Origin of the sequence: Lysinibacter cavernae, from assembly GCF_011758565.1 — a bacterium.
GTDB classification, from domain to species: domain Bacteria; phylum Actinomycetota; class Actinomycetes; order Actinomycetales; family Microbacteriaceae; genus Lysinibacter; species Lysinibacter cavernae.
On record NZ_JAAMOX010000003.1, the window covers coordinates 124,357 to 141,080 of the forward strand.

The following is a 16,724-nucleotide window of genomic DNA, read 5'->3' on the forward strand; positions in this document are numbered from 1 at the left end:
ATACTGCCAAGATGGAGGTATGAACGAGTTGACTGCGCCTCTTCCGGTACCACTGCCCGGCGAAAGTCTTGCCGGAGCCCTTCTCCCCCTCGACAGATACCTCGACCGCGAGCTCAGCTGGCTCGCGTTTAACCAGCGGGTGCTTGAGCTCGCCGAGGATGCGAACCTTCCGGTTTTGGAGCGCGCCAACTTCCTCGCGATCTTTGCGAGTAACCTCGATGAGTTCTTCATGGTCCGCGTGGCAGGACTCAAACGTCGCATCGTCACGGGACTCGCCGTACCAACCAACGTTGGACGAGCACCGCACGATGTCCTCTCCGATATCTCAGAGAAGGCGCACGAGCTGCAGGCCCGGCACGCTGCCGCGTACAAGGATCTGGTCAGCCCGGCGCTTGCCGAGGCAGGCATCCACGTCGTCACGTGGGACAGCCTCGACCAGGCAGACAAAGACATCCTGTATCAGCACTACTCCGCGCACATCTACCCGATCCTGATGCCACTCGCTGTTGACCCGGCTCATCCATTCCCATACATCTCAGGGCTCTCGCTCAACCTCTCGATCCGGGTACAAAACACCAAGACGGGTAAAGAAGAGTTTGCGCGCCTCAAAGTTCCCCAGATGATGCCACGCCTGATTCGGGTGGATGCAAGGGAAGATCTCGACTACGTTCGCTACATTGCCCTCGAAGACCTCATCGCAAACCACCTCGATGGCCTCTTCCCCGGCATGAAAGTCCTCGACCACCACGTTTTCCGCGTCACCCGCAACGAGGACGTCGAGATCGAAGAAGACGAAACCGAGAACCTCATCCAGGCGCTCGAAAAAGAGCTGCTGCGTCGCCGATTTGGCCCGCCCATTCGCCTCGAAATCAGCGAGGACATGGACCAGGCCACGATTGATTTGCTCATCCGGGAATTCGATATCACGGAGCAAGAGGTCTATGTCCTCCCCGCACCGCTCGATCTCCGGGCATTGTTTGGCCTGCACCGCATCGACCGGCCCGAGTTGCACTACCCAAACCACGTGCCAACCACCAACGTGTGGCTCAAGCCGTCAAGCAGCAACGAGCGTGCCGATATTTTCAAGGCCGTTGCTCGCCGAGACATCCTGTTGCACCACCCTTACGAGTCCTTCGCCACAAGCGTGCAGGCGTTCCTTGAACAGGCCGCCGCAGATCCTAACGTGCTCGCGATCAAGCAAACGCTCTACCGCACGTCCGGTGACAGCCCGATCGTTGCTGCTCTTATCAAGGCAGCCGAGTCGGGAAAACAGGTGCTCGCCCTTGTCGAGATCAAGGCTCGCTTTGACGAAGAAGCAAACATTGTGTGGGCACGCAAGCTTGAAAAAGCTGGCGTTCACGTGGTGTACGGCATCGTCGGGCTCAAGACCCATTGCAAGCTGGTCCACGTCATCCGCGAAGAAAAGGGTGTGCTGAAGCACTACAGCCACATCGGTACAGGCAACTACAACCCAAAAACCAGCCGCATTTACGAAGACCTCGGGCTGCTGACCTCCTCAGAAACGGTAGGAAAAGACCTCACCAAGCTCTTCAACGTGCTCTCGGGCTACGCGATTGAGAAGAAATACAAGCGGCTACTGGTTGCCCCGTTGCACCTCCGCAACGGGCTGCTGTCCCGCATCGAGGCCGAAGCAGCAGCCGCGCGCGAAGGCCGCCAAAGTGGTATCAAGATCAAGGTCAACTCGATCGTCGACGAGGTCATCATCGATGCCCTCTACCGAGCGAGCCGTGACGGTGTGCCGGTTGATGTGTGGGTCAGAGGCATCTGCGCCATTAAGGCTGGGCAGCCCGGCTATAGCGAGAACATCCGAGTGCGCTCAGTTCTCGGCCGATACCTTGAACACTCCCGGATCTTTGCGTTCCACAACGACGGAGACCCCGACGTACTCATCGGCAGCGCCGACATGATGCACAGAAACCTTGACCGGCGCATCGAGGCCCTCGTCAAGCTCACCGCACCAGAGCATGTTGAACAGGTACTCGATATGTTCACGCTCGCGTTCAGCGACGACATCGACTCATGGACCCTCGAGGCCGACGGCCGCTGGCAACGCCACCACCTCAACGCACAGGGCCAGCCGCTCGAAGATATGCAGGCACGGCAAATGCAACTCGCTATGGCACGCAGGCGGACGAACAACCGATGACAGAAACCGTCTATGCCTCCGGAGCGGTCTGCTGGCGCCGGGTTGGCGACGAAATTATGGTGCTGCTCATCCACCGGACAAAGCACCGCGATATCTCCTTCCCCAAAGGCAAACTCGACCCTGGTGAGACGCTGCCCCAAACGGCCGTTCGAGAGGTGCAAGAGGAGACTGGGCTTTCCCTCACGCTGGGGGTCAACCTCGGCAGCATCCACTACCCGCTCTCAAAAGGGCGAGAAAAAATGGTGCAGTACTGGGCCGCGGAAGTCACGGAACAGGCCGTGCAGCGATCCACGTTTACACCGAACAAAGAAGTGGATGCGCTGCTCTGGACCCCGCTTCGCCAAGTGCGATCCACGCTCAGCTACAAAAAAGACAAGTCGATTTTCGATGTTTTCCTGAAGCTCGTTGAGCGAGAGGCCCACGATACCTTTGCCGTTGTGCTCCTCAGGCACGCGAAGGCTGAGGCCCGTAGCGACGAGTTCCCCGTTGACGCCGAGCGCCCGCTCACCGAGCTTGGTCATGCGCAGGCCCAGGCAGTTGTTCCAACCGTTGCCGCTTTTGGCAGGCATAAGATCATGAGCAGTAACGCGCTTCGCTGCCAACAGACCGTCGCCCCGCTCAGCGACTACCTGGACCGCCCCGTTCGGTCGACGCGCGACCTCAGCCAGGATGCCTGGGATGACGCCGACGGCGATATCCGAGCGGTCATGGGTAAAGTTATTCGGCGCCGCAAGAACACCGTGATTTGCTCCCACCGGCCGGTGCTGCCCGACATCGCCCGCGAGTTGGCGCTCGCAACAGGCTCGCTCCCAGGCGACTACCTCACGGAGTCAACGTCTTTACCTGTCTCTGGATTCTCGGTGTTCCATATCTCGAAGGAGCATCCCAGCGCAGGCATTCTGTCGATTGAGACCTATGCCAAGTTGTTGAGCTAGCGACCGGCCTTTGCTTCTGTCGGTTGGTCATTGTCCAAGGCCATCCGCCGCAGCCAGTGCGACTAGGGCGTCTCCGACAATTGTCCTGTCCATGCGATCGCGGCGTGGATGAGGGCAGCGGCTCGGTAGACGATCGCGTGTTTGTCATAGCGGGTGGCGAGGCCTCGCCATTGCTTGGTGTGGCAGAAGCGGCGTTCGACGACGTTGCGGTTTCGGTAGCCATCGGTGTTGAGTCCGACGGACTTGCCTCCGTGTGAGCCGCGGCGCTTGCGATGCCCGTTGGTCGCGTGGTTCGGGTATCACGGCTTTGATACCTCGTCCGCGTAGGTGGGACCGGATCGCGCGGGATGAGTACGCCTTGTCTCCGCGAACGGCATCAGGCCGCGTGCGTGGCCGGATGCCGGGATCAGGTGGCTCGACCGACGAATTCGTGTAAGTCGACCCATCCCCCTGTGGGGCGCGTCGTGTTCGTCCCGCACCGATACCGGTAGATGATGCCCTCCAGCTCCATCCGCGCATCCGTATATTTCAGTCCCGGCTGCCCCGTCGGCTTCGGCACCATCGACGAGATCAGAGACCGCTGGGCGTCAGAAAGCAATTGGAACCACGACGCGTTCCAAGCCGCTCAGCCAGTCCCCCAACTTTTGCGTGTCGCGCCCTAGATGGGCAAGTTGATCATGCTCGGCTCTCAAGCTGCGAGCTTGAAACCCGTTGGCGTGGTGATCAGCAGCCGCTGGCCGATCGTGCCCGGGTCGGTGACGACGTCCAGAATTGCAGCGGCGGCGTTGTCCAACGGCAGAGTCGGGAGACCGGGCACTTTCGCTACTTCGCTGAGGTTCTTGGTGGAAGCGCCCTGCGGGAGTGCGGGTGCCGCCTTGAGGTTGACCGGGTAGACGATCGTCCAGTCCAGGCCGGAGCGCTGCAGGATCTGATCGGCGGCGGCCTTGTCCTTCAGGAACTTGCTGAGCGCCGTCTTGTAGATCAGGCGGCCGAATCCGGAGGCTTTGTCAGAAGTGTCGCCTGCACCGAAGACCGAAACGAGGATCAGGCGGCGCACGCCGGCCTGCTTCGTGCCGCGATGATCCCGGGTAGGCGATTCTGCATAAAGGAGCCATCGCTCATTTTGCCGGTGATCGAAACCACAACGGCGTCCGCGCCTCTGGCAGCCTGCTCGAGGGCGACGGCATCCTCTGCAGACCCGGCGACGACAGTCACACCTTCCCGCGAGGAGACTGCGTCAGGGCGTCGAGCGAACGCGACAACCTGCTGTCCTGCGCCGGCGGCCTGGGCGGTGAGGCGGGAGCCGACATTGCCGGTGGCTCCGAGTACGACGATTCTCATTCTGATGACTCTTTCTGGTTGATGGGCTTGAGGTCGGTGAGCGAGGTGCCCAGTGCGCCTTCGAGCGTGGAGATACAGAGGTCAATGACGTCGGCGCGGGCCACGTTGCCGCCGTCGAGCGACTGGCGGGCGGCGTACTCGACGAACGCGAGCCACCCGCCGAGCGCCAGACGCGCCCGCGGGGAGTCCTGCGCCTCGGTGTATCCGAGAAGCCAACGCACGTGCACTTCGTGGTTCGCTTCGGCGAGCTCACTTACGGCCGGAACCGTCGAAGCGGGGCTGTACAGTTCCCGCACCCCACCACGGCTCGCCTCGAAGAACTCGAGATAGGCGCCGAGTGCACGTCGCAGATTCGCCCTGGCGCTGAGTGCCGGATCTGGTCTGGTCGCTTCCAGGAGCAAGCCAGACTCGCGGCGCAGCACGGCGTTCAGGAGCGCTTCCTTGCCGGGGAAGTAGTGGTACACGAGCGCCCGGGTGACCCCCACGTCGGTTGCGATCGCACGCATGGAAGCGCCCGCGATACCGTCCTGTGCGAAGTGCTCAGCGGCAACGCGAACGATCTGCTCAGACCGATCCGCCGGGCTCATTCGATCACTGTTAGACACATGACTAACAATAGATCGCTTATTTGTCACATGTCAAACGACTCGAGCAGGGAGTCCTGGCAACTACCGCGCCGCGACCGCCCTCAACGCCATCCTCGCCTGGACCGGAGCTTTGTCAGACACACCGTGCTACTCGCTCGTGAATAGTGTTTGCGATTCTCGACCCAATCTTCCCCCGCGCCTCGATCGAATGAACTGGGTGCTCACTCGCTCCGCAACCGATGTGACACGACTTGGCAAAGCCTTCACTGATACTGTCGCTACGAATGACGATTGACAGCAGTTCCTGATGCGGTTTCCCGCCCTAGGCTTGCCCTGCTGAGCGTAGAGAGAAACGCGGCAACATTGGCAATGACTCTGTCGTCAAAAACGGTTGCTGCCGAGTTGAGGCCAGGAGGAAGGGTGTTGTGTGCCACGGGCGAAGCCGCACCAAAAAAGCCTATGGCGAGTGGCGTTCCTGGGAACAAGAGCGATAGATCATCAGCAAGGACTGCCGGGCGCTCAAGATGATGACAGCGTCCGTCTGCGGCGAAGGCAGATGCCGTCTCTGACCAGAGGTGAACGGCGCCAGCATCGTTGTAAACCGCCGAAATATTCTCGATATCGCCGATAACGGCCAAAGCATTTTCGGCGGCAGCAACGGTGAGCGCAACCCGTCCAAGATCCTGAACGATGTGTGAGTGCTGCTGCGCATCGATACTCGCACAGGTGACCAGAAGCGTTGTCTCAGACGGCTGCACTCCAATGGAGAACGACGAATTCACCACCCCGGCGACGAGCCGAACATCGCGAGCATAATTCAGCGATCCGACGCAGTCGTAGAGGGCACGAACAATGAGCGCTGCCACTCGCTGCGAATCAACAGAGATTTGGTCAAACGGGCTCCCGTACCGGTAAACCGTGATGCAAAAGGATGCCACATCGGCAGTTGCCTGCCCCTCATGGATGAGGTGGGTTCCGGTTGCGGCCTCGGCTTCAAACCTGGTGCCATATGCCACGGCGGGGGCCTCATCTAAGAAGTCAAGAAGTCCCTCATCGAGCAGGGATTCGATTGCCCCCTGCCCTGGTTCCCCCGCTTGAAAGACGCACATAACGTCACCGGGCAGTGGAATCTCGGCCTCACACAGGTGTGAGATTGCGCCAACCAACGCAGCCGTTTGGAGGTCTGCGCCAGCGGCATGCATCGCGCCATTCCTGGCAGCAAAGAGCTCGGCCGTCCGTTCTTCAATCGGAGTTGCGCCCATCAACGCCCGGTGAACGATGGGAGCCCGCACCGGCTGGCCTCGTTTCGGCGTTGCCCGAAGGATCGCAACAACAGACGACGAACCCCTCGCTTTGGCAACGTCAAGCGGTAGCCCACGAAGCGCGTTAATCACACCCATCTGGGCCTGAGGCGCATAAAGCCCAACCTCAGGATTTCGATGAAGCGTTCGCCTGAGGGCGACCATGCGTTCTTCCAAGCCCGCTGTGAGCGGCATAACTGGGATCGGGGGCATCACAGTCTCTTTCGTGGTCAGCGGCTTCAGACTCAACACGAGCGCGCCGTGCGAATGATCCTCCTAGCGTAACAACATAAGGCATAAAAGCAACAGGCAAATAGGCAACATATTTCAGACCCTGCTGATCGCTCCCGCATCGGCACGAATAATCTTCCTGTCGTTAACCCGGCGTTAACCAACTAGGTGAAAACTGGCTAACAACGACGCTTAACGTTCACAGTGAACCTGCTCGGTTCACCACAGCACTAACGCCAAAGAACGGACACTGTACGTGAGATTCTCCACCAAGCCACTCGCACGAATCGGCGGGGCTATTGCCGTCGCTGCAGTCGCCAGCATTGCACTCAGTTCATGCGCAGCAAATGAGGGCGGCGCGACCGCCTCCGATTCAACCGAGAGCGCATCGACGCTCAGCGGAACGCTTGCCGGCATCGGCGCCTCCTCACAGGGAAGCGCACAGGAAGCATGGATCGCGGCTTTCCAGACCGAAAACGCTGACGTCACCATCAACTACTCGCCCGACGGCTCTGGCGCCGGGCGCAAGGCATTCATCGCTGGTGGAGCAGCATTTGCCGGGTCCGACTCGGCCCTGAGCGACGAAGAACTCGCCGGAACCTTCGGTTCCTGCGCCGCCGACAGCTCTGCGGTCAACCTCCCCGTCTACATCTCGCCCATCGCCGTGATCTACAACGTTGATGGCGTTGACAACCTCAAACTCGACGCAGCGGCCATCGCCAAGATCTTCAAGGGCGACATCACCAATTGGAACGACCCAGCCATCGCTGCGCTGAACGAGGGCGCGAAGCTTCCAGACGCATCCATCACGCGAGTCAACCGCTCAGATGATTCAGGCACCACGAAGAACTTCAGCGACTACCTCTTCCAGAACGTTCCTGAGATTTGGGATGCAGAGCCGGAAGACGCGTTCCCCTACGCGGGTGGCGAAGCCGCTAAGGGCACCTCCGGCGTTGCAGATGCCGTAGCCAACGGATCAAACACCATCGGCTACGCCGACGCTTCTGCCGCCGCACCTCGCGATCTAAACGTTGCAGAGATCAAGGTTGGCGACGAGTTCGTTGCCTACAGCGCAGAGGCTGCCGCAGCCGTTGTTGACGCCTCGCCGCTCGTTGAGGGACGTGCCGACACCGACCTGGCGATCAAGCTCGACCGCACCACGACAGAAGCCGGGACCTACCCGCTCGTACTCGTGAGCTACCTCATCGCTTGCCAGACCTACGCAGACGCGGACCAGGGCAAGCTCGTCTCGGCCTACCTCACCCACATCGCAAGCCCAGAGGGACAGTCAGAGGCTGCCGACAAGGCAGGCTCAGCACCGATCTCGACGACGCTGGCCGAGAAGGTCAACGCGGCAATCAAGACGATCAAGTAACAACTCAATAGCCGGTAGCCTTCGCCAGCGACAAGCTGGCGGAGGCTACCACCCCGTAAAACAGAACCAAACGACCGCCCCGAAAGGCACCAAAAGCGATGAGCGAGACCCGCGTGCAGGACCCGGTGCAAGACCCAGCACCTGAGCACAACGTGGCCGGGCTTCAGGGCCAAGCACCGCACGAACCAACGCCATTGCCCGAGGGCAACGGTGACGGCACGCAGACGCTACCCCCGGCATCCGCCACCACACCAGGTCTCCCCGCACAGGGGCGAACCAAGCGCCGCCTAGGAGACCTGCTCTACTCCGGTATTTCTCGTACGGCAGGCATTCTCATCCTTGTCACGCTTGCCGCGGTAGCGATCTTCTTGATCGCGCAGAGCATCCCGGCCCTCCTGACAGACCCAGAACTCTTGAAGGGCACCCCAACAAGTTTCTGGGCCTACGTCGCTCCACTCGCCTTCGGAACCGTTTGGGTCGCGGCGCTCGCGTTGCTGTTTGCCCTCCCGGTCGCCATTGGCATTGCACTGTTCATCTCGCACTACGCGCCCCGTAAACTCGCGGCCGGCCTCGGCTATCTCATCGATCTGCTCGCCGCGGTTCCCTCCGTCGTGTTTGGCCTCTGGGGCATCAAAGTTCTTGCCCCAGCAGTTCAGCCCATTTATGTGTGGCTGACCGAGAATATGGGCTGGTTTCCGCTGTTTGCTGGTCCGGCATCCGGAACCGGGCGCACGATCCTGACCGTTGCCATTGTGCTCGCTGTCATGATCCTGCCGATCATCACGGCGCTCTGCCGCGAAGTCTTCCTCCAGACACCGGTTCTTCACGAAGAGGCAGCCCTTGCGCTTGGCGCCACACGCTGGGAAATGATCCGGATGGCCGTCCTTCCCTTCGGCCGCGCCGGCATCGTCTCAGCATCAATGCTTGGGCTCGGCCGCGCGCTCGGAGAGACCATGGCGGTTGCTATGGTGCTCTCCCCCGCGGTTGTCATCAACTTCCTCCTGCTCACCTCAACAAACCCAACGACCATTGCCGCAAACATCGCGCTGAACTTCCCAGAGGCGTTTGGGCTCAACGTCAACGCGCTCATCGCGACCGGCCTCGTGCTGTTTGTCATTACGCTGCTCGTCAACTCGATCGCGCGCATCATCGTCAACCGCCGTAAAGCATTCTCGGGAGCCAACTAATCATGACGACCGCTACGCTTCACCTCACCAAGGCGGCCAGCAATCCGCTCACCGCGGGAAAGCTCCCCCGTTGGGCTCCCTGGGTGCTTCTGGCCTCAAGCCTCCTTGTCTCAGCCTTACTTTTCCTCCTCGTCAGCGTCGCCTCAGGGGTTGACGCTCCTGCGGACGACGCCGCAACAGGTTCAACGGCTGGCGGTGGCGTCAATCTCTTTGGGATCGCCGTCGTTGCTGCCGTGCTTTATACCGTGCTCATCGTTGTGTTTGCGTGGCTGGCCGAGGGCCGTCGTCGCGCAGTTGACCGACTGATGACCACCCTCATAGTGGGTGCCTTCCTGCTCGCGCTCGTGCCGCTCATCTCGCTGCTCTGGACGGTTGTTGCCGGCGGTCTCGCCCGCTTTGACGTCAGCTTCTTCAGCAACTCGATGCGCAACGTCACCGGCGAGGGTGGGGGAGCAATCCACGCCATCATGGGAACGCTTGAGATTACCGGGCTCGCAGCCCTCATCTCGGTCCCGATCGGCTTGTTCACCTCGATCTACCTCGTTGAATACGGCCGCGGCTGGCTCGCAAAGGCGATTACATTCTTCGTTGACGTCATGACGGGCATCCCGTCGATCGTTGCTGGTCTCTTCGCCTTCGCCCTGTTTGCCATCTTCTTTGGGCCTGGGGTTCGCATGGGCTTCGGCGGGGCGGTCGCACTTTCGGTGCTTATGATCCCCGTCGTCGTCCGCTCGTCGGAAGAGATGCTCAAGCTCGTGCCAAACGAACTGCGTGAGGCAAGCTACGCGCTCGGCGTACCAAAATGGCTAACCATCTCAAAGGTGGTGCTCCCAACGGCCGTCGCCGGTATCACCACTGGCGTCATGATCTCAATCTCACGCGTCATCGGCGAGACCGCTCCCCTGCTCATCATCGCCGGCTTCACAACGAGCATGAACTACAACATGTTCGACGGCCCAGTAATGACGCTCCCCGTGTTTGTCTACAACTCCTACGCAAACCCTGGAACCGATGTTGGGGCATACCTCGACCGGGCGTGGGCAGGGGCGCTCACCCTCATCGTGATCGTCATGCTGCTCAACCTGGGCGCGCGACTCATCGCCAAAGCATTTTCCCCGAAGCTCGCGCGCTAGCACCGGCGCGTACAGACCTTTTACCGAACCAACCACAGTCAAGGACTACCGTGTCAAAGCGAATCGAAGTTTCCAACCTCAACGTGTTCTACTCGTCATTCCTGGCGGTTGAGGATGTGTCGTTGACCATCAACCCCCGCAGCGTGACCGCATTCATCGGCCCGAGTGGCTGCGGCAAGTCGACGCTGCTTCGCACGCTCAACCGGATGCACGAGGTCATCCCAGGAGCACGCGTCGACGGCGAGGTACTCGTCGACGGTAACAACCTCTACGGCGACGGGGTTGACCCCGTGCTTGTCCGACGCCAGGTTGGCATGGTGTTCCAGCGCCCAAACCCATTCCCGACCATGTCGATCCGTGAAAACGTGCTCGCCGGTGTGCGGCTCAACAACCGCAAGATCTCGAAGTCGGATGCGGAAGACCTCGTCGAATCATCCCTCGGCGGCGCAAACCTGTGGAACGAGGTCAAGGACCGTCTTGATAAGCCAGGCTCTGGCCTCTCAGGCGGCCAGCAGCAGCGCCTGTGCATCGCACGCGCTATTGCGGTCTCCCCCGATGTCCTCCTGATGGACGAGCCGTGTTCAGCGCTCGATCCCATCTCGACCCTCGCGATCGAAGACCTTATCGAGAACCTCAAGAAGGACTACACGATTGTCATCGTGACCCACAACATGCAGCAGGCTTCGCGCGTATCCGACCGCACCGCGTTCTTCAACATTGCAGGAACGGGCAAGCCAGGCAAGCTCATCGAGTACGACGACACCACGACGATCTTCTCGAGCCCCTCTGTTCAGGCAACTGAAGACTACGTGTCTGGTCGCTTCGGCTAACCCCTCCACTCGTGGGGCGCAAAAAGGCTCGTGGGGTGCGAAATTTCGCGCCCCACGAGCCTTTTTGCACCCCGCGAGCGATGGTGTCTCAGGGCACAAAAAACCGAACCACAGAAACGCCTCTCGGCGGAAGGCCGCTCGAAGCGGCAATTTTTGGAGCCCGGGGTTACTGTGATTCGGCAGCACTTAGTTTAGCGGATGCTGCAGAGTGCGCAAACTCAGCTGGGCAAGAGTCGCAAGCGCAGGAAAAGGCATCCGATCCTCAGTGATACTTTTGTCCGAGTTCAATAGTCATCGCTATTTTAACGTTGGTTAGCGCTCTATCAAAAGCGAACCTCAGTTCTGTGTAGCATGGGGAATCATGAGCAACCCGGCAGAGTATCTTCTGAACTTCTTTCAACTTAACTCGCGAGATCAACACCGATGGCCGTTGCGACCTTTGCTGGAAGCTTGCAATGCAATCGACGATGATTTGGCTACCCGCAATCAACTGGGAGCGTCAACGGATTCATTTCGGAAAGTCACCCAATACGTAGGGACGGCGCTCTACGAAAAAGCGACTAAGGATCTCCAGCGAATCGAAACCGCTGGAACTGGCGGACGATGCACGATCGACGGGCCATTGCGGGATCTGTTGGGAGTACTCGCCACTCAGATCACGCCTAGGGCGATACTCAACGATGAAGCCAGCGCATGCGTTGTATCACTTATTCAGTCAGTAAAGGAGACCATTCGCATAGACAGTTCGCTTCCAAACGAACTGAAATTCTATATGCTGCAAACGATTACCTCGCTTGAACTGGAGTTGGATAAAACGGCACTCTATGGTGACTTCAGCGTCGAAGACGCGCTAATGCGGCTTTTCGGGTTAATCCGCCGAGCCGAAGAAACCAGTGAGAAACCCGAAGCTTGGCGCAAAGTCTGGGTAGATTGGGGTATTCCCATCGTTCAAGGGATGATCGTGAATACGCCACAGTTCCTATTGGGCGCAGCTAGCCTGCTCGCAATTACGAGTTAGGACAAATCAACCCAAGTCAGTCTGTTTCAAAACAAAGTGTGTGGGCATCGCTGCCGACTTAGTCGAGCGAGCCGCTCCGCCACAACCCCGCGACCGAGCGGAAGTCATCGGCAAAGGTTCCGTAGCGCAGCGCCCGCGTCGTGAAGGTCTGCGCGAGGTCAGGGTTGGTCTCGCTCGCATCATCCGCAAGCGACACGTACCCTGCCCTCATAACCTTCGAGAACGCGGATGCGCGGTCAAATGCCGTCGCGAGGTCTCCGTGGAACACCCCGCGCAGTATCTGGTCACAGAGGGCAGAGATCTCTTCTGGGCCGGTTGGCGCGGCTGCACCGGCAACTATAGGGTCGATGGTCGTGAGCACTTCAGAGCCACGCTGGTAAGCGAAGCTCGTTGCGACCGGGTCTTGCCGCACGACGGCCCGCACGAGGTATACGCGCCACAGGGCACCAGGCAGCGACCGTGCGCTTGCCTGCGACCACAGCTGTGCAATGTCTCCGAGGCCTCCGTCGGTGTCGGCAACAAGCATCCGGTCGATAATGTTCTGCGCAACCGTTTCTCGGTGCGCGCTTGAGCGCACTCGGTCGAGCAGCGCCCATGCGGTGTCGCGCGCAAGGCTGTAGTGCACTGCTGGATCTTCCGCTCCCCACAGTGCATCAAATTCGCCGGCCGGTCGAAGCACCGGGCGAAACGCTGTGCGGTTGGAATCGTCTGACAATGCTGCTCCCCTGCTGGTTGGTCTACGCGCTGATAGCCCGTCAAGACTAGTTCAGATACACACAAGACGCAGCCGATGACGCCAAATCTTCAGCGATCTCACCGGCTACAAACGTGACACGCGTGCCGATTAAGTACTTGGCACCATTTCAGGGTAAGTTAGTCGAGTCGGGCCTGTAGCTCAGTTGGTAGAGCATCGGACTTTTAATCCGCGGGTCGCGGGTTCGAGCCCCGCCGGGCCCACATCATAAGCACCCGATCAGACGAGCAATCGCCTGGTCGGGTGTTTTTTGTCGTGCGCCAGAGATCAGAATTGTCACAGATCCACCGACCGACGGGCCCCGAGGTGCATCTGCGACCAAACTGTCGTGCGGTGGACGCCGCTCGCGGCCCAACGACAGGAGTAGACGCGGCGGCAGGATTCGAACCTGCGGCTGTCCAGCGTATGAAACCGGTCCCTTGGGCCACTCGGGCACGCCGCGATATCAACTACGGTAAGCCCTTCGCTTTCACGCCTCAACAGGTTGTGACAAGGGATTGCGGCAGGTTGCGCGGCATTACCCATGGTTTCCGTCGGTTACAGGCCTGGCAACGTTCACGCGCCGCATGATCCGCTGGCAGCCGCTGCTACAGCGAGGTATCAGAGAGTTTCCGTACCCGCATCACGACGATGCCAACAACAATCGCGGTCACAACAGCGATCAACACAATTCCTGTGAGCGGGGCACCAACCGAAACGAGCAGAGTGACGGTTGCACCGAGGATCGCGATGAGGACGGCATCCGATTGCCAGAGCAGCACGTTGAGGATAGAAACATCGCCAACGGGCGTTGGCACTGGCATCCTCAGCACCATTGGTAGGGGCCCCTTTGCCGCGTCACTGAGCCGCACGAGCGTCCAGAGCACGGCGAGCAACGACCACCAGAGGAAGAGCGAAGTGGATGCCCCCGCGAGCGCAGCGGCGAGATACACCCCGATGCTGCCAAGCACGAGGGTTCCGGCAAGAGGCACAACGCAGCTCGCTCGGAGGAGCCGTCCGATTGTGCACCCAAACAGGGTCGAGGCCCCCGACGCGGCGGCCCCGTGGCGGAGCCCATCGGCCAAGGAACCGGCCGCGGCGTATCCAAGCGCGGAGGCAACAAGAAGCCCAGCCCAGCGGACCCCCTCGGGAGCACCTGCCGATACCGAGAGCAGGAATCCGGCCGCTACGAGGACGCTTGCGCTCACGATGAGACGTTGAGGAAACCGAAGGAGCGCGACGGCGTCTCGCTGAATCACTACGGCCCAAAATGGGCCTGTCATCCCTATTTTGAGCCGGCGGCCTGCCGTTGGCGGAGGGCGGAGGCGCCCGACCGCTGCCGCGATATCGCCACTGCCAGCGAGCATTCCGGCGAGCTGCCAGCGACGCGCTTGGGCTGCAAGACCGCTTCTGCCAAGGCCGTTCAGCAGCCAGAACGAGCCGAGGAACGTCACCGTCGCGATCACACAGAGCGTGACGACCGCGGCCCACGCAACCGGTTGTTCGCTGAGCCCTGCAAGGTCAGCCCACAGCGCACCAGGAAGAAAAAACGGGGTAACCGCCCACGACTCACCTGCGAGTACGGAAGCGATGGCAACCATGCAAGCGGCTATGGCGAGCAGACCCGCAGCCCACGAGGGAAGGCGCTGCCCGATCAGCCACACGACCGACAGCAGCAAGCCAACGGAGACGGCACCGAGCATCCACCTGGCAACGGTCTCCGGTCCAGCACCAAACTCAAGGCCGGCGGCGACTGCCAGAAGGGCCGCCACAACCACGATCACCGCGGTAAGCCAGGCAGTAGAAGTCAGGTATGACCGGCGAAGGCTCAGCCAACGAGGAAGTGGGCTTGCAGCGAGGAACTCAACCTGGTCTGGGCGGGGAACGACCGGACCACGAGTCTTGCCGAGCAACAGCAATACACCGGCCAACCCGATGACAACCGCACTGACAACGCCGGGGGCTAATGGTGATTGCAGTCCCGCCGCAACCGCTGGGCTCACAAGCCCTAACACGATGGCCCTCACCACGGACGAGCCCGCAATTGCGGCCGCCAGGATGCCAACGTAGACGTAGTACGCCATGTCTGCGATGGAAGGGCGTCCGGCGCGAGCAGCCACGACGGATCGGGCAGCTCGGAGCGCGCGGCGGTCGGCGGCGAAGGTCACTGTCCGGCCAGGGTCAGCGTCTCGTCAGCGATACCGTTGACAAGCTGAGCGTTATGACTCGCGAAGATGACGGTCGAGCCTGCAGCTTTCCTCAGGTTCACGGCCGCAATAACGAGGCCTCGGCGATCGGCATCAAGGCGCTGCTCCGGCTCGTCGAGGATGAGCACGGCCGATGGCCGGACGAGCGCCGTTGCCAGCGAGAACAGCTGGGTCTGCCCTGACGAAAGCTCGTGCACAAACCGCTGGGCAAGCAAGTCAATTCCCAACTCCGCCAAGACGCCGTCTGCGGCCTCATCGGCGGAAGACCCGAGTATCCCCCAGCTACTTGCGATAAATCTCAGCTGCTCGCGCAGGGTGAGGTCAGGGGCAATGGCGGGAAATCCGATCAGCGCACATACCTCGCGGCGAATAGCACGATTCTTCTCGTCAACGCGTGTGCCGCTCAAACGGATTGACCCCGTTGACGGCCGTTGAAATCCTGCAACCGTGCGGAGCAGTGTCGTTTTGCCAGCACCGTTTGCGCCTCGCACCGCGAGCGCTTGCCCTTCGTCAACGGTGAAGGAGACGGGAGCAAGCAGAGATTGTCCGTCGACCGTCACAGACACGTTTGCTGCTTCGATCATCGTGGCCATAACTTCATCATGACACAGCATGTTCCTCGAGAGGCATTTGGTCATCCCTTCTGGGTGGTGACATTCGAACTGGCCGGGGTCAGCATGGAAGTCCTACCACTCGGAGGCGATCATGACAGACATCCTTCTTCCTTCCTGGAACGACACCGCGACGAAGCGGCGCATCCTCGACTTTCTCGCACAGGTCACAACAGGACCCGACGCGGTGCCCGTTGAGCAACGCATTGCGGTATTCGATAATGACGGCACGCTCTGGACTGAAAAGCCAATGCCAACGCAGCTGCATTTCATCATCATGCAATGGGCGGAGGCGGCAAGGCGGGACCCTTCCTTGGCCGAAGAACAGCCGTATAAGGCGGTGGTCTCCGGGGACTACTCGTGGCTTGGCAAGGCTGTTGAAAAGCATTATGAGGGCGACGATGACGACCTTCATGTCTTGGTGAAGGCCATCGTCGCGTCGACGGCGGGGGTGGATGTTGGGGCCTACGCAAAAGCGGTCGCCACGTTCTACCGCGAGCAGCAGCATCCTGTGCTCAAACGCCCCTATCGCGATACCGTGTATCGGCCGATGGTTGAACTGCTGAGGGCACTCGAAAGCCACGATTTTACGTGTTTCATTGTTTCCGGCGGAGACCGAGATTTCATGCGTCCAATGACAACGGAGTACTACGGAATCCCACCGGAACGAGTGATTGGCTCAGCAGTTGGCCTCACCTGGTCCGATGACGGCCAACACACGGGCGTGCGATACGGCAATTCGTTCTCGTTTATGGATGACGGGCCAGAAAAGCCGGTCCGCATCTGGAGCAGAATCGGCAGAGCCCCCATCTTCGCAGCTGGCAACTCAAACGGCGACGTGGCAATGCTGCGCTATGCGACCAGCGGCCCACTTGGCCTTGGAATCGTGGTTCGCCACGACGATTCAAGCGACCGAGGTGACGTGGCGTACACCTCGGGGGCAGAGGAAGTGATCGCAGCAGCCGCAACGCATAACTGGGTGTCTGTGAGCGTCAAGGATGACTGGAACGAGGTCTTTCGGGGGAATGCGTCGGCGTTCTCAGACGACTAAGGCCCAACGCCTTTGGC

Annotated in this window: 16 protein-coding genes, 2 tRNA genes and 1 pseudogene; 10 read left to right on the top strand and 9 right to left on the bottom strand. The window is 60.4% G+C overall.

The window, feature by feature from the left end:
* Positions 1–19 precede the first annotated feature (19 nt).
* From FHX76_RS14575 to FHX76_RS16865, 3 genes are all read left to right on the top strand, one after another.
* Positions 20–2,167, top strand: coding sequence for an RNA degradosome polyphosphate kinase (locus FHX76_RS14575; RefSeq protein WP_208402749.1), 2,148 nt, complete (start codon positions 20–22; stop codon positions 2,165–2,167).
* Complete coding sequence (locus tag FHX76_RS14580; RefSeq protein WP_167151952.1) at positions 2,164–3,102, top strand: NUDIX hydrolase; 939 nt, start codon at positions 2,164–2,166, stop codon at positions 3,100–3,102. Before FHX76_RS14575 ends, FHX76_RS14580 begins: the two co-directional genes overlap by 4 nt.
* 104 nt (positions 3,103–3,206) lie before the next feature.
* Complete coding sequence (locus FHX76_RS16865) at positions 3,207–3,359, top strand: hypothetical protein (protein WP_386762228.1); 153 nt, start codon at positions 3,207–3,209, stop codon at positions 3,357–3,359.
* 19 nt (positions 3,360–3,378) lie between these two features.
* On the opposite strand, the pseudogene FHX76_RS16870 reads toward FHX76_RS16865, so the two are convergent.
* The 5 genes and pseudogenes from FHX76_RS16870 to FHX76_RS14600 all read right to left on the bottom strand — a co-directional run.
* Positions 3,379–3,621, bottom strand: a pseudogene (locus FHX76_RS16870) (hypothetical protein); the annotation flags it as partial.
* Positions 3,622–3,790: 169 nt separating this feature from the next.
* The gene (locus FHX76_RS16610) at positions 3,791–4,159 is read right to left on the bottom strand and encodes an NAD(P)H-binding protein (RefSeq protein ID WP_208402750.1); all 369 of its coding nucleotides are present in this window, start codon (positions 4,157–4,159) and stop codon (positions 3,791–3,793) included.
* A complete protein-coding gene (locus FHX76_RS16615) occupies positions 4,147–4,443 on the bottom strand; it encodes an NAD(P)H-binding protein (protein WP_208402751.1) in 297 nt (98 codons plus the stop codon). Before FHX76_RS16615 ends, FHX76_RS16610 begins: the two co-directional genes overlap by 13 nt.
* Positions 4,440–5,030, bottom strand: coding sequence for a TetR/AcrR family transcriptional regulator (locus tag FHX76_RS14595; protein ID WP_167151954.1), 591 nt, complete (start codon positions 5,028–5,030; stop codon positions 4,440–4,442). The genes FHX76_RS16615 and FHX76_RS14595 overlap by 4 nt, the downstream gene beginning before the upstream one ends.
* 278 nt (positions 5,031–5,308) lie before the next feature.
* Positions 5,309–6,544: a M20/M25/M40 family metallo-hydrolase gene (locus tag FHX76_RS14600; RefSeq protein ID WP_167151955.1), complete on the bottom strand. Its 1,236-nt coding sequence runs from the start codon at positions 6,542–6,544 to the stop codon at positions 5,309–5,311.
* A 274-nt stretch (positions 6,545–6,818) separates the two neighbouring features.
* Between FHX76_RS14600 and pstS the strand changes: the two genes are divergently transcribed.
* From pstS to FHX76_RS14625, 5 genes are all read left to right on the top strand, one after another.
* Positions 6,819–7,937, top strand: coding sequence for a phosphate ABC transporter substrate-binding protein PstS (pstS, locus tag FHX76_RS14605; RefSeq protein WP_167151957.1), 1,119 nt, complete (start codon positions 6,819–6,821; stop codon positions 7,935–7,937).
* A 98-nt stretch (positions 7,938–8,035) separates the two neighbouring features.
* Positions 8,036–9,124, top strand: a complete 1,089-nt coding sequence (gene pstC, locus FHX76_RS14610) for a phosphate ABC transporter permease subunit PstC (protein ID WP_167151959.1) — start codon at positions 8,036–8,038, stop codon at positions 9,122–9,124.
* Between the two features lie 2 nt (positions 9,125–9,126).
* Positions 9,127–10,257 carry a phosphate ABC transporter permease PstA gene (pstA, locus tag FHX76_RS14615; RefSeq protein ID WP_167151961.1) on the top strand — a complete coding sequence of 377 codons (1,131 nt, stop codon included), beginning with the start codon at positions 9,127–9,129 and terminating at the stop codon, positions 10,255–10,257.
* Between the two features lie 50 nt (positions 10,258–10,307).
* A complete protein-coding gene (gene pstB, locus FHX76_RS14620; RefSeq protein ID WP_167151963.1) occupies positions 10,308–11,087 on the top strand; it encodes a phosphate ABC transporter ATP-binding protein PstB in 780 nt (259 codons plus the stop codon).
* 361 nt (positions 11,088–11,448) lie between these two features.
* Positions 11,449–12,105, top strand: coding sequence for a hypothetical protein (locus tag FHX76_RS14625; RefSeq protein WP_167151964.1), 657 nt, complete (start codon positions 11,449–11,451; stop codon positions 12,103–12,105).
* 58 nt (positions 12,106–12,163) lie between these two features.
* Here the strand turns inward: FHX76_RS14625 and FHX76_RS14630 are convergent, their stop codons facing one another.
* Positions 12,164–12,820: a DNA-directed RNA polymerase subunit beta gene (locus FHX76_RS14630; protein WP_167151966.1), complete on the bottom strand. Its 657-nt coding sequence runs from the start codon at positions 12,818–12,820 to the stop codon at positions 12,164–12,166.
* A gap of 169 nt (positions 12,821–12,989) precedes the next feature.
* On the opposite strand from FHX76_RS14630, the gene FHX76_RS14635 reads away from it, so the two are divergent.
* Positions 12,990–13,062, top strand: a tRNA-Lys gene (locus tag FHX76_RS14635).
* A gap of 164 nt (positions 13,063–13,226) precedes the next feature.
* On the opposite strand, the gene FHX76_RS14640 is transcribed toward FHX76_RS14635, so the two are convergent.
* The 3 genes from FHX76_RS14640 to FHX76_RS14650 form a co-directional block, all read right to left on the bottom strand.
* Positions 13,227–13,301: transfer RNA gene (locus FHX76_RS14640), tRNA-Met, on the bottom strand.
* Between the two features lie 145 nt (positions 13,302–13,446).
* Positions 13,447–15,006: a hypothetical protein gene (locus FHX76_RS14645; RefSeq protein WP_167151968.1), complete on the bottom strand. Its 1,560-nt coding sequence runs from the start codon at positions 15,004–15,006 to the stop codon at positions 13,447–13,449.
* The gene (locus FHX76_RS14650) at positions 15,003–15,638 is read right to left on the bottom strand and encodes an ABC transporter ATP-binding protein (protein WP_243848887.1); all 636 of its coding nucleotides are present in this window, start codon (positions 15,636–15,638) and stop codon (positions 15,003–15,005) included. The genes FHX76_RS14645 and FHX76_RS14650 overlap by 4 nt, the downstream gene beginning before the upstream one ends.
* Positions 15,639–15,750: 112 nt before the next feature.
* Between FHX76_RS14650 and FHX76_RS14655 the strand changes: the two genes are divergently transcribed.
* Positions 15,751–16,707, top strand: a complete 957-nt coding sequence (locus FHX76_RS14655; protein ID WP_167151970.1) for an HAD family hydrolase — start codon at positions 15,751–15,753, stop codon at positions 16,705–16,707.
* The last annotated feature ends 17 nt before the right edge of the window (positions 16,708–16,724 follow it).

What these genes read in the sequence shown, in the direction of transcription:
- FHX76_RS14575 (WP_208402749.1), top strand. Translation starts at nt 20, where the DNA reads ATGAACGAGTTGACTGCGCCTCTTCCGGTACCACTGCCCGGCGAAAGT.
- FHX76_RS14580 (WP_167151952.1), top strand. Translation starts at nt 2,164, where the DNA reads ATGACAGAAACCGTCTATGCCTCCGGAGCGGTCTGCTGGCGCCGGGTT.
- FHX76_RS16615 (WP_208402751.1), bottom strand. Translation starts at nt 4,443, where the DNA reads ATGAGAATCGTCGTACTCGGAGCCACCGGCAATGTCGGCTCCCGCCTC.
- FHX76_RS14595 (WP_167151954.1), bottom strand. Translation starts at nt 5,030, where the DNA reads ATGAGCCCGGCGGATCGGTCTGAGCAGATCGTTCGCGTTGCCGCTGAG.
- FHX76_RS14600 (WP_167151955.1), bottom strand. Translation starts at nt 6,544, where the DNA reads ATGCCCCCGATCCCAGTTATGCCGCTCACAGCGGGCTTGGAAGAACGC.
- pstC (WP_167151959.1), top strand. Translation starts at nt 8,036, where the DNA reads ATGAGCGAGACCCGCGTGCAGGACCCGGTGCAAGACCCAGCACCTGAG.
- pstA (WP_167151961.1), top strand. Translation starts at nt 9,127, where the DNA reads ATGACGACCGCTACGCTTCACCTCACCAAGGCGGCCAGCAATCCGCTC.
- FHX76_RS14625 (WP_167151964.1), top strand. Translation starts at nt 11,449, where the DNA reads ATGAGCAACCCGGCAGAGTATCTTCTGAACTTCTTTCAACTTAACTCG.
- FHX76_RS14650 (WP_243848887.1), bottom strand. Translation starts at nt 15,638, where the DNA reads ATGGCCACGATGATCGAAGCAGCAAACGTGTCTGTGACGGTCGACGGA.
- FHX76_RS14655 (WP_167151970.1), top strand. Translation starts at nt 15,751, where the DNA reads ATGACAGACATCCTTCTTCCTTCCTGGAACGACACCGCGACGAAGCGG.